This window comes from Amphritea opalescens (genome assembly GCF_003957515.1).
Taxonomy (GTDB): Bacteria; Pseudomonadota; Gammaproteobacteria; order Pseudomonadales; family Balneatricaceae; genus Amphritea; species Amphritea opalescens.
In genome coordinates this window covers 25,511-38,035 of sequence record NZ_RQXW01000023.1, presented here as the reverse complement: position 1 = coordinate 38,035, position 12,525 = coordinate 25,511, and the positions used below count along the sequence as shown (strand labels likewise).

9 protein-coding genes are annotated in these 12,525 nt (G+C 48.6%); all 9 read right to left on the bottom strand.

The features are described from left to right. Positions 1 to 366: 366 nt before the first annotated feature. A complete protein-coding gene (locus EH243_RS17555) occupies positions 367 to 1,071 on the bottom strand; it encodes an MlaA family lipoprotein (protein ID WP_126159964.1) in 705 nt (234 codons plus the stop codon). A gap of 194 nt (positions 1,072 to 1,265) precedes the next feature. Next, complete coding sequence (locus EH243_RS17550; RefSeq protein WP_241235120.1) at positions 1,266 to 2,243, bottom strand: porin; 978 nt, start codon at positions 2,241 to 2,243, stop codon at positions 1,266 to 1,268. 426 nt (positions 2,244 to 2,669) lie between these two features. Beyond that, positions 2,670 to 6,590, bottom strand: a complete 3,921-nt coding sequence (gene hrpA / locus EH243_RS17545) for an ATP-dependent RNA helicase HrpA (protein ID WP_126159963.1) — start codon at positions 6,588 to 6,590, stop codon at positions 2,670 to 2,672. A gap of 31 nt (positions 6,591 to 6,621) precedes the next feature. Continuing rightward, the gene (locus EH243_RS17540) at positions 6,622 to 7,416 is read right to left on the bottom strand and encodes a class II glutamine amidotransferase (RefSeq protein WP_126159962.1); all 795 of its coding nucleotides are present in this window, start codon (positions 7,414 to 7,416) and stop codon (positions 6,622 to 6,624) included. A gap of 3 nt (positions 7,417 to 7,419) precedes the next feature. Next, positions 7,420 to 7,881 carry a bactofilin family protein gene (locus tag EH243_RS17535; protein WP_126159961.1) on the bottom strand — a complete coding sequence of 154 codons (462 nt, stop codon included), beginning with the start codon at positions 7,879 to 7,881 and terminating at the stop codon, positions 7,420 to 7,422. Continuing rightward, positions 7,821 to 8,780 (bottom strand): M23 family metallopeptidase, encoded by a 960-nt coding sequence (locus EH243_RS17530; RefSeq protein WP_126159960.1) that lies wholly within the window; start codon positions 8,778 to 8,780, stop codon positions 7,821 to 7,823. Before EH243_RS17530 ends, EH243_RS17535 begins: the two co-directional genes overlap by 61 nt. Positions 8,781 to 8,900: 120 nt before the next feature. Beyond that, positions 8,901 to 9,650, bottom strand: a complete 750-nt coding sequence (locus tag EH243_RS17525; protein ID WP_126159959.1) for a TIGR00266 family protein — start codon at positions 9,648 to 9,650, stop codon at positions 8,901 to 8,903. A 23-nt stretch (positions 9,651 to 9,673) separates the two neighbouring features. Next, positions 9,674 to 10,615: an AEC family transporter gene (locus EH243_RS17520; RefSeq protein WP_126159958.1), complete on the bottom strand. Its 942-nt coding sequence runs from the start codon at positions 10,613 to 10,615 to the stop codon at positions 9,674 to 9,676. A 347-nt stretch (positions 10,616 to 10,962) separates the two neighbouring features. Beyond that, the gene (ppnN, locus tag EH243_RS17515; RefSeq protein WP_126159957.1) at positions 10,963 to 12,348 is read right to left on the bottom strand and encodes a nucleotide 5'-monophosphate nucleosidase PpnN; all 1,386 of its coding nucleotides are present in this window, start codon (positions 12,346 to 12,348) and stop codon (positions 10,963 to 10,965) included. Positions 12,349 to 12,525 lie beyond the last annotated feature (177 nt).

Here is a 12,525-nt window from a genome sequence, read left to right as displayed (position 1 = left end):
CGCTTTGGGAGCGGCCATGAGAAAGCTGGTACAAGTATGTTTTGGCGTGGTTAAGAATCAAAGTGAATTCCAGGTTCAAACGGCTTAAAAAACAGTTTGAACCCGGTGGTGAGAGATGGTATCTACAATATTGCACTTGTGGGAGCTGCCTCTGGCTGTGATGGTAATATCACCATATGGTGCGGTTCGCTCCTCACCGGCACCCTACAATTTTGCACTTGTGGGAGCTGCCTCTGGCTGCGATGGTAATATCACCACGTGGTGCGGTTCGTTCCTCACCAGCACCCTACAATTTTGCACTTGTGGGAGCTGCCTCTGGCTGCGATGGTAATATAACCCATGGTGCGGTTCATGCTTCAGCGCACCCTAGAATTGGTCATCATCAAAGGCGGCGACTTGGCCATCATTAACCAAAAACTCGCGACGTTGCATATAGGCGTCTCGCATCGCGATATAACGATCACCGCTAAGAAGCTCTTCTGCGGCAAACAGCTCTGCCCGGGTATCGATCACTCTTAAGCCATAAAGCTGATTACGGGTACGGATGGGGTCGATCTCGCCCACGGGATCAATCAAAGAGTCGGGTATCAAACCAATGCCATCCCGAATATTGGATGGGCCCAAGAAAGGTAATACCAGGTAAGGGCCTGTCTTAACGCCCCAATACCCCAGTGTTTGGCCAAAATCTTCACCATGCTCGGGCAACCCCATCGGGGTTGCAACATCGAGGATTCCCCCTAAACCAATCGTGGTATTAAATACAACCCGAGAAAGATCTTGCACCACCGCCTTAGGTTTAAATTGCAGTAGATTATTCAGCATACTGCCAACATCGCCCAAATTACCAAAAAAATTACCAACTCCTGTCTCAACAATATCAGGCGTAATCGCTTGGTAGCCCTTAGTAACAGGCGTCAAAGCATAACGATCAAGGGTAGCATTAAAACTAAACATGCTCCGGTTAAACCCTTCCCATGGATCGATCTCTCTCGTCTCCTCGGCTTGCACCGACAGTGACATTAACGACTGCATAACAAAAGCAGTCAGCAAGAGCCGTTTGAATATTGGCATAGATAACATCCCTAAAACGATCAATAATCTGTATTGTGCATCACAACATAAAAAATTGCGAACAAGAAATAATGGTAAAAACCGGCAAAGCTAACGGCTCTTACCATTATTTATTGAGCCCAGATAAAAACGAGACAAACAAAAAGGGCCCCTAGGGACCCTTTTTTATAAACTTAACCCTTATTAAATAAGGATTAGAAGCTTACGTTATAACCAACAGCGAGTGTATCTGCAGCTTCACCAGCATCTTCAGCATCGTTATCAGCTTCGATATAGTTAGCAAATACAAATGCTTGCTTACCTAGTTTTTGCTGAACTTCAACGATGTAACGGTTACCTTGGTCAACATCAGAAGAGTCATCACCGAAAGCTGTGTAAGAACCCAGCAGGGTAGTGTTACCCATAGTGTAAGAACCAGCCAGAACGACGATTGCATCATCATCAGTACGGTTAACGTCATCATCTTCAACAGACAGACCAACATACCAATCACCAGCAGCATAGCTTGCGGCGATAGAGTTGATATCTTCATCTACAGTACCTTGATACTGTAATGTAGACAGACCTACTGTGAAATCACCGATTTCGTAGTTAGCAGCAAGGTGCCAAGCGTCAGCATCATCACCAGTATCATCAGCATCAACGCCATTATCAGCACGAGCTACAAATGCAGCAGCCAATTTCAGACCACTCATAGATGGAGAAACGTATGCAGCCGTATTACCCTGACGTCCGCCAGTAAGATAGCTGTGAGTTGTTTCAGTGTTCGCAGCCGCCATGATATCAGTCTTAGCGATGGTAAACAGGTAAGCTGGGATCCACTGACGACCGAAAGTTGCAGTACCGTAAGAACCGGTGATACCAACATAAGCCAAACGGCCTTTAGAATCGACACTTCCATCTGGATTAATATTAGATACATTAGTACTATCTAAAGCACCAGTTTCAGTGCTGACATAAGTTTCAAAGTGAGCGATTGCAGTCGCACCAGAGAACAACTCAGACGTAGCCTTGATACCGATACGTGAAGTGTTGTCATGGATATCTAGGTCTTGACCATCAACATCGCTCATTTGAACACGTAAAGAACCGTACAAAGTTGCGTCAGCTTGAGCAACCATTGGAGCCGTCAGAGCACCGGCAACAGCCAGAGCGATTAGAGACTTTTTCATTAACATTTCCCCTTCAATATTTAACGTACTAGTAGTCAAACTTTATAATTTCTTTGAGGCTTCGCGTCATCAACTACGCTAGACCACACAAGAAAAATACTATAATACAGATTAATTTCAATCCCATGTGAGAAATAAATCCACATAGATTGAACTTTTAAGGCCAACTATCTAAAACCAGCCTTTCATGCATTTTATCGTGATTCGATCAATTAACCTAGATTATTTAATCATTCACCTAAACATTATAGGCTAAAATTGATTAAAAACCGGTGTTTACGGACCACTTCTAAATAAATTTCACGCATTACACCATAGCAACCAACGCTTCGCAACTATTTAACCCATTTATTTGCATTGTTTGCGTTATTTTATGGAACTTCTACAGACAATGCTGATACAGATCAAATAGCACAGCCTAAATGGCTATTCTATCTGTTGCCACAGCTGCTTCAGTCGTTTTTCAGACACCGTTGTTCGGGTGCCTAACTGCTGGGCAAACAGAGATATGCGGTACTCTTCTAACATCCAGCGATAATTCTCTAGCGCTTCGTTGTAACGGTTATGCTTACTATCAAGCTCCGCTTGGCCTCGATACTGACGGGTCAACTGCTGTAACTGCTCGCTTAACATACGCTGACGGGGCAATTCACGCTGATACTTTTCTAACCGTTGTTCAACCCCACTCAAATAACGAGAATAGGACTGCAACTGTTCCGTGGGTACGCGAAGCAAAAAGTCTTTGTACACTAGGCCCTCGAGTTGCTGCCGGATATCGTTGAGGATAGTAACAGCCTGAAGATTAACCGAACCTGAAAGCTTTTTTTGGAGGCCATGATATTGCTGTGCAATACCCGCCAGCCGTTCAGCTTGCTTTTCTGCCTGCGCGCAGTACTCGCTGCGATACTGGTTCAGCCGATCATCGAACTGCTGCTGTGTGCGTATCTCTGCATCTTCTCGCAAAAAGGTAGCGATCACGGCACTCAATAGACATTGCTCATGCAACTGATTCTTGTTTTGCACCTTGGCCAGCAAGATGGCGGTTTGTTGAAACTTCGGCAAGCGACTTTTCAGGTATCTCACCTGTTCACTCAGTTGCAGCAAAAACAGTCGGGCTAGCCCTAAGCGATTTTGATAGGCGGCCATCGCCCGATCATCAAACACTTTGAGTTCGACACTGTCGCCACAATCTTGCAATCCGGGATAGACTTCAAGCTCTAAACCTCCGGCCTGCTTTAAGGTGATAGCCGCCGGCAGATCACCGAAATCCCAACCGGTGATGCCTTTACGCCCCCAGCTTTCAGAAGGAGCCTGCGTTAATGCTTGCCGTGCCTGCGCGCCAAAACTCTGCTGCAATGCCGCCAAGTCACGCCCTTCAGTGACGGTATTACCCTTTTCTCCGCGCAGACGGATATTCACCCGATAGTGATCATCGAGCTTCACGGCATCCAGATCATCCTTACTGATTCGTACGCCGGTCATACGCTTTAGATGTAGCGCTAAGGCTTCATTCAATGAGCCTTCAGCAAATACCGCCGCCTCAACAAAGGCATCGACATAATCAGGAATCGGCACGAAGTTTTTACGTAGCGATTTCGGCAACCCTTTTAATAAGGCCACACACTTCTCTTTGAGCATCCCCGGCACTAACCACTCGAGCCGTTCCGCAGAGATTTGATTCAGCAGTACTAAGGGTGCTTGCAGGGTGACACCATCATCTTTTGCACCGGGTTCAAAATGATAACTCAGCTTAAGCTTCGCCCCGTTAAGCATGAGCTGCTCAGGATAACTACTGCGAGTGACATGATCGGCTGAACGCTGTAGCAGATCTTCTTCCTGCATGAACAAAATCTTAGGATTCTGTTGCTCTATCTCTTTGCGCCAGTTTTCAAACCCCGCGCCATTAACTACCGCGCCACCGTTATTCTCCTGCAACCTCAGGGTATAGAACTCGGTTAGGGTGTCTTCATCCACCAGCAGATCACGACGTCGGGTTTTCGCTTCAAGCCCTTCGATGGAGGTCAATAATTTGCGGTTATGATTAAAAAACGCCCCTTGGGTACTAAACTGCCCTTCCACCAATGCGCTGCGAATAAATATTTGTTGGCTGACCTCTGGGTCGATCCGGCCATAATGAACGGTGCGTCCTGGCACAATGATCAGCCCATAGAGGGTTACTTGTTCCTGTGCCACCACCTGTGCTTTTTTCTTCTCCCAGTGAGGCTCTAAATAACTGCGCTTCACTAAGTGCCCCGCCAGCGGTTCTGCCCAGAGAGGGTCGATTCGCGCCACCATTCGGGCATACAACCGACTGGTTTCAACCAGCTCGGCGGCCATAATCCATTTCGGGGCTTTCTTATATAGCATCGAGCCGGGAAAGATATTAAAGCGCCGATTACGGGCACCAAGATACTCCTTGCCCTCCTGCTTGAAACCCATATTGCCCAACAGACCGGTCAGTAGAGACTGATGCAACGCATCATAGCCTGCCGGTTGAGTGTTTTCTTTATAGTCGAGGTTACGGCAGATAAGGTGTAACTGGCGATGTACATCCCGCCATTCTCGCATCCGCATATAGGAGAGAAACTGCTTCTGGCAATACTTCCTCAGCTGATTCTGACTAAGTTCTTGGCGCTGTTCTTCATAGAGGTTCCATAAATTAACCAGCGTCACAAAGTCGGATTCTTCATCGGCATATTCTCGATGCTTCTGATCCGCCGCCTGCTGTTTATCCATCGGCCGTTCACGGGGGTCTTGCACACTCAGCGCACTGGCAATAACGATCATTTCGCTGAGGCAGTTATTCTTGGCCGCGGCTAATAACATCCGCCCGATCTTAGGATCGACCGGCAAACGGCTCAATTGTCGCCCAAGTTTGGTTAGCTGACGCTTCACATCAACCGCGCCGAGCTCCTGAAGGAGTTTAAAGCCATCATTGATATAACGACCATCGGGCGGATCAATAAAGGGAAACTCGTCAATCGCGCCGAGCCGCACGTTGAGCATCTGTAAAATAACCGCAGCCAAGTTCGTACGACGAATTTCAGCATCGGTAAACTCAGGTCGGGCGTTAAAATCCTCTTCGGAGTAAAGCCGAATACAGATCCCTTCCGCCACACGACCACACCGACCTTTACGCTGATTGGCACTGGCCTGAGAAACCGGTTCAACCGGCAATCGCTGCACTTTAGAGCGGTAACTATAACGACTAATACGCGCCAATCCGGGATCAATCACATAGCGGATACCCGGCACGGTCAGTGATGTTTCCGCCACATTGGTCGACAGCACAATGCGTCGCCCTGCGCCCCGTACCGACGAGAATATCTTGTTCTGTTCGGCAACACTGAGGCGGGCATACAGAGGCATCACCTCGATATGCCGCAAACGTCCCTGCTGAGCCGCCTTACGTAGGTACTCTGCGGTTTCACGAATCTCTCGCTCACCACTGAGGAACACCAAAATATCACCCGCGCCGCTAATACCCTTTTGTCGCTCTAGCTGGACAAGCTCTTCGGTCGCACAGACGATGCCTTCGGGTATACTTTTTTCGCTATTATCATCCATCTCTTCCAGTGGACGATAATGCAGTTCAACCGGAAAGGTACGGCCAGAGACTTCGATCACCGGCGCATTATTAAAGTGTTGCGAGAAACGTTCGAGGTCGATGGTCGCCGAGGTAATAATGACTTTCAGGTCGGGACGTTTCGGTAGAATTCGGTGCAGATAACCCAGTAAAAAATCGATATTAAGACTACGCTCATGCGCTTCATCGATAATCAGTACTTGATAGCGTTCGAGATAACGGTCGTTTTGCGTTTCGGCTAGCAGAATACCATCGGTCATCAACTTGACCATGGTGTTATCCGCCACCTGTTCAGTGAACCGTACCTGATAGCCCACCGTACTGCCTAAAGAGGTTTGTAGTTCTTCGGCGATACGGTTTGCTACGGTTCTTGCGGCCAGACGACGAGGCTGAGTATGGCCGATCAAGCCGACCTTGCCCAAGCCAAGTTCTAGACAAATTTTCGGAATCTGCGTCGTTTTACCCGAGCCGGTTTCACCCGCGATCACCACCACCTGATGCTCCGCTATCGCTTTGGCGATCTCTTCCCGACGACCACTCACCGGCAGGTCAGGATAGTTAATCGGCTGGCTATAATCGCGCCGCGCGACCCGCTCTTCTGAACGTTGCAGCGCCCCGTCTATCTCATTTTGCAGGCGATCATTTGGCTTTTGCTGTTTAATACTTTGCTGTAACCGCTGAATTTTTTTCCGAATAGCAAAACGGTCGGCAATCAGGCAGTTATCCAGCCGGGCATATAGTTGCTTAATAATGGCAGTCACAATGGGGTAGTCAATTTACAAGAGGTTTAAATCAGGCGTGACCAAAGCAGCGACTCAGCGGCTGTTGTACACCTTCCCGAAAGACGATCATTTCGCCGGTTTGCAGCTTTCGCCAGTGTTCATTATCGGTCAAGGGTTCGGTTGTGATCACCGTGACGATATCGTGTGGAGTGGTTTCTCGACCAAAATCCACCGTTAGCTCTTCATCGGTTAACCGCGCCCGACCAAAAGGGGCTCGGCGGGTAATCCATGACAGCTTGGTGGTGCAGTAGGCCAGCAGGTATTCGGATTCAGTCAGCAACATATTGAAAACTCCCAGCTCACGTAACTGGTCGGCACAACAGTGGATAAACTCAATCACTTGGGAGAAATCACTCGGCCGTTCGGGAAAACGCTCCCTCACCTGCCCGAGCAACCAACAGAACGCGTATTCACTGTCGGTGGTGCCGACCGGTTGATAAGACGTTAACGGTAGATCAAACAACCGCTGATCTAGCTGACCATTGTGGGCAAAGGTCCAGCTAAACCCCCAGAGTTCACGGGTAAACGGATGGGTGTTTTCGAGACAAATACTGCCCACATTCGCTTGGCGAATATGGCTGATCACCGTTTTACTCTTGATGGGATGCTGTTTAATCAACTGAGCGATCTCGGACTGGCAGCTCGGGGCCGGGTCATGAAAGACCTGCAACCCTTTACCCTCATAAAAGGCAATTCCCCAACCATCTTTATGCGGGCCGGTCTCGCCACCCCGCTGCATCAAACCACTAAAGCTGAAACAGATATCGGTTGGGACATTGGCACTCATGCCGAGCAGTTCACACATCGCTTATACAGATTCCTTAGTCGTATTAAGGGTGACTTTATCCGGTAGTGAATCGATCGCGTCAACCCCGGATTCAATTTTTGGCGAGTGCTCTAACACTCCCTTCTCTTTCATCCGTCGCTCACCGATAAAGTTGCCTTCCGGATGAATCGCCATCACTTTACTGATCACCGTCGCCACGACTTTACCACCGCGGTCGATCTCGAGTTCGTCGCAAATCACTTCACCCTCGAGCAGACCGCAAACCGTAATATGATTAGCTTTAACAACACCGTGAACATGGCCACTTTTACCGATAGAGATATTATCCAGCGATGAGACATTACCCTCAAAGGTACCATCAATATGCATACGGCCGATAATACTCATATCACCGCTGAACTTATTACCTTCAGCGATAATGGTTATTGCTGAGCCGTTTCCAGCACCTGATTTAGCGGGTACATTTTTCGTAAAGAAGCCCATTTTACACCTTTTACTTCTGAAAACAGTGAATCGAAATTACTTATATTCCAAGCGATAAACGGCTTGGGATCGATAGGGCGGAAGAGATAGCGAACCTCATAGTGCAGATGGGGCCCCGTTGATCGACCCGTATTACCGCTCAAACCAATCAACTGACCTTTACTGACAAAGGTGCCACTTTTTACTTTTACACCGCTCAGATGCGCATAATAGGTTTTAAACCCAAGCGCATGCTGCAAAATAATCAGGTTTCCAAAACCGCTCGACTTATGCATACCGGCGAACTCTACCGCACCATCTGCGGTGGCATATACTGGTGTGCCCGTGCGGGCTTTAAAATCGATACCGTTGTGCATCACTTTCTTCTTACGAATCGGGTGCATACGCATACCGTAAGAATCATTAATACGCAGCCCATCGATGGGTTCACCATTAGGCAAAACGCTGAGGAAAAACAGTCGCTGATTGGTCATCACCGTCAAGGCATCAGCCCGATCTGACGTCATACTTTTTGAAGGCGGTAATCCGAGCAGGTCTTCAAGACCGAAGAGACTGGCATCCAGTGTTTCATTGAGCTCGCCAATACGGAGGTTCTCCTCCTGCAGCTTATCCCGCTCAACTTTCAGTTCCTGCAATGTCGACGACAACTGATCTAACTGTCCTTTTTGCAACTCTTGAGTACCAAGTGTCATCTCATACTGGCTAGAAAGTGAGTTGATCCCCTGCTCTAACGAATCGAGTTCATCCGAGGTTTTAACCAGTAGTAGATTAGACACAAAAAAACTGCAGATCGCCATCAACAAAAAAAGGGCAATCAGATACCGCGCCAATTGCCCCAGCGTATACTGCCGAGACCCCTGCGCAGTTGTTAATGTTATAACCAGTTTTTTACGCAGCATTACAGAAAACCAACAATCGCGATAAGAAATATCGGGGAAATATACCTTTATTGGGGCAGAAAGTCATAAAAATGACATGAAAAGCAGGCCATTCTATGACTTTGGCCCCATTAGGCTTACTTAACTCTCACCTTTATTTTTACCGCCCATCGCAGGAGCCGCCGCAATAATCCGATCGGCAAGACGGGAGAAAGGTAAGCTTTGAACCCAAACAGAGCCAGTCCCTGATAGGGTTGCCAGCCACAGTCCTTCACCACCTAAAAACATCGATTTCAAACCTTTAACCATCTCAATGTCATACTCAACCCCTTCACTAAAGCCCACCAAGCAGCCGGTATCAATTCTGAGGGTTTCATTATTCAATTCTTTTTTTACCACGGTGCCGCCCGCCTGTATAAAGGCCATGCCGTCACCTTCCAGCTTTTGCAGCACAAAACCTTCACCGCCAAAGAACCCAGCGCCCAGTTTACGAGAGAAAGCCACCGATAGACGGGTGCCGAGTGCCGCACACAGAAAGGCATCTTTCTGACAATACAGTCGGTTGCCGGTTTGTGACATATCCACCGGCACCACCATGCCAGGATAGGGTGCTGCAAAAGCGACTTTACGTTTCTGGCTACCACTGTTGGAAAAATGCGTCATAAACAGCGATTCACCGGTGACCATGCGCTTACCGGCAGAGAACAACTTAGAGAACATCCCCTCTTCGGGATCGGCGCCATCGCCCATTTTGGCCTCAAAGCTGATGTCTTGCTCCATGTAGTTCATCGAACCCGCTTCAGCTACCACCGTTTCACCAGGATCAAGCTCTACTTCCAGCATCGGCATTGAGTCACCGATAATCTCGTAATCTACCTTATGGCACTGCATGATATTTCTCCTAAAATGACTCGCTAGCTACCTAATTGTTTCATCAGCGGTAGCAATATAGCCAACGTCACCACCGATACTAATGTTGTCACCATAATGGTTGCAGAGGTCAGTGTCACCCTCGTGTTATATTGCTGCGCCAACACATACACCATGGCACCGGTGGGCAGCGCCGATAACACCACTGCACTGGCAATCCAAAAAGGCTCTAGCCCAGCCCATAGCGCCAAGCCAAATGTCGCTAACGGATGCAGCACCAGTTTTACCAATGTCAGCCACACTAACTCAAAACTGCCTCCCTTAACCGATAACCCGCTGAGGGACATACCCAATGCAAACAGCGCCACGGGAGCGGCGGAAGGCGCTAGCATCTGTATCGGCGTTAAAATCATGGCCGGTAAGCTAACACCACTGACCGATACCAACATCCCAATTAATGGCGCCATCATCACTGGGTTTTTCAGCAGCGCCTGCAGCAACAGGGTTTTCAGCTTCACCCATATTCCGCCTTGGCTATTCTGCAACTCTGACATCAACGCCAACACCAGAATAAAGAGAAGATTACTGGCTAAGGTCGCGATAATGACCGGCAAGGCGCCTCGCTCACCAAACAAAAAGTAAAAGATAGGCACGCCCATATAGACGGTATTCGCCCAAGCGGAGTTCAGTGCAACCACCGTCCAATCGAGGGGGTCACTTAATTGCATTTTTCGCCAGGCCAAAAAAGCAATTAAGGATGCTATCACGCCGCCGCCGAGATAAACGGCGATAAAATCCCACTGTAATACCGATTGAATATCCACCGTCGCCGTCGACGAAAACATCAATGCCGGCACGCCAATATAATACACATAACGATTCAGCGCGGACTCGCTAGACGGCTCCAGTAAACCCGTACGAGAACTGCCCCACCCCAGCACCATAAGGATAAAAACAGGTATCACAATATCAAACAGTAGTTGCATCAGCGGTTCTCAATGGGCCAAAAAGTGGCCGTCATATTACCAATATTTCACGAGTTGGCTAGTCCGTTACTCGTCGACACGGCTGATTAAGTAATAACTCAGCCAACCTAAGGGCATTATCGTTTAGGCATAAAATAACCATTAAAACAGATAGATAGCATTTTTCTCATGGGCATAGAGAGGTATTGTGATATCTCATGCTGGGTTCACTGTGCGATTACACGCTTTTAGCCAGCTCAAACGAACCGGTCACAATAAATCTTATCGCTAACGGATAAACGAAAGCCCACGAATATGCAGTGGGCTTTTTAATCGAGCTTTCTAATCACGCTTTTTAAGTCGGTGCCTTAAGCCGTCTCTGCGTGCACCAAACGATAACAGGGGCTGTATTCTTCATAATCGATTTTCATCCGCCGCTGTTGCACAAAGGAGGCCAACAACTCATCTAACTCACCGACGAGATCCGCTTCGCCACTGAGTTCAAATGGGCCAAACTCCGCAATCGCACGAACACCTGGCGCTTTAACATTTCCCGCAACAATACCGGATAACGCCTTACGTAAGGTCGCAGCCAGCAGGTAATCCGGTTGATCTCGAGTTATATCCAGTGCGGCCATGTTCTCATGGGTCGGCTCAAACGGTTGTTGAAACTCGGCCGGAATATAGAGCTGCCAATTGAAATGAAAGGATTCATCGGTGGCTTTGCGATAATCGGTCACCCGCGCCATCCCCGCTTTCATTTTTTGCGCCACCTCGTATGGATCATCGACAACAATCTCATACAGGCTCGCCGCACGGTCACCCAAGGTGGCGCGGATAAACTTATCCACGGTGTCGAAGTATGCTTCACTGCCTGCTGGGCCTGTAAAGATCAACGGTAGTGGGCAGGTGCTGTTACGTTCATGCAGCAGAATCCCCAACATATAGAGAATCTCTTCCGCCGTGCCCGCTCCGCCAGGGAAGACGATAATACCGTGCCCAAGACGAACAAACGCTTCTAGTCGTTTTTCGATATCCGGCATAATGATCAGTTCATTAACGATCGGGTTGGGTGATTCCGCGGCAATAATACCCGGCTCCGAGATGCCCACATAACGGGCATCCGCCATTCGTTGCTTGGCATGCGCGATGGTTGCCCCCTTCATGGGCCCTTTCATCGCGCCGGGGCCACAACCGGTGCAGACACTCATCCCCCGCAAGCCAAGCTCATAGCCTACCTGTTTGGTATAGATATACTCCTCACGGCTGATCGAATGGCCTCCCCAACACACCACCAGATGCGGCTTAACATGGGGCTCAATCGCTTTAGCATGACGCAGGATATGAAACACCATGTTGGTGGTCTGCCCCCCCTCGTCTAAACCATCACAACACTTGGCCGCAAACTCATCGCCCACGTAGAGCAGATCGCGCAACACCGAAAATAGATGCTCCCGAATCCCCTGAATGATCTCCCCATCCACGAAGGCGCTCGCTGGCGCGTTGATCAGTTCAAGTTGAACGCCACGATGCTTTTGACTAACTCGGATATCAAAATCTTTATGTTTATCCAACACCTGCTGGGTACTATCCAGCTCACTACCGCAATTCAGTACCGCCAAGGCGCATTGACGAAATAGAGGATATAGGCCCGCTTCGTTGCGGTCTTGAAGCTTGGCGACTTCATAGGGGGACAGCGTATCGAGGCTATCCAACGGTGTAATATTGGCGGTTACAAACTGTTCTGTCATCATAATCTTGCCTCTCTCAATAGAAATCCCGGTACCGTAAATTGTCTGGTTGAACACGGGTTTAGCGGTTCGCGCTCGGTATTAGTCTCTATCTCTCTATACTTAACCGCTGCTGTACTTTTCTGTGCGTCATAGCGGTGTAACGGCGCTTCTGCACTGACTGAGCGATACCGAGTTGAA

Coding starts and splice junctions, on each gene's coding strand:
- EH243_RS17555 (WP_126159964.1), bottom strand. CDS start 1,071: ATGCCAATATTCAAACGGCTCTTGCTGACTGCTTTTGTTATGCAGTCG.
- EH243_RS17525 (WP_126159959.1), bottom strand. CDS start 9,650: ATGCAGTGCCATAAGGTAGATTACGAGATTATCGGTGACTCAATGCCG.
- ppnN (WP_126159957.1), bottom strand. CDS start 12,348: ATGATGACAGAACAGTTTGTAACCGCCAATATTACACCGTTGGATAGC.
- EH243_RS17530 (WP_126159960.1), bottom strand. CDS start 8,780: ATGCTGCGTAAAAAACTGGTTATAACATTAACAACTGCGCAGGGGTCT.
- EH243_RS17535 (WP_126159961.1), bottom strand. CDS start 7,881: ATGGGCTTCTTTACGAAAAATGTACCCGCTAAATCAGGTGCTGGAAAC.
- EH243_RS17540 (WP_126159962.1), bottom strand. CDS start 7,416: ATGTGTGAACTGCTCGGCATGAGTGCCAATGTCCCAACCGATATCTGT.
- EH243_RS17520 (WP_126159958.1), bottom strand. CDS start 10,615: ATGCAACTACTGTTTGATATTGTGATACCTGTTTTTATCCTTATGGTG.
- EH243_RS17550 (WP_241235120.1), bottom strand. CDS start 2,243: ATGAAAAAGTCTCTAATCGCTCTGGCTGTTGCCGGTGCTCTGACGGCT.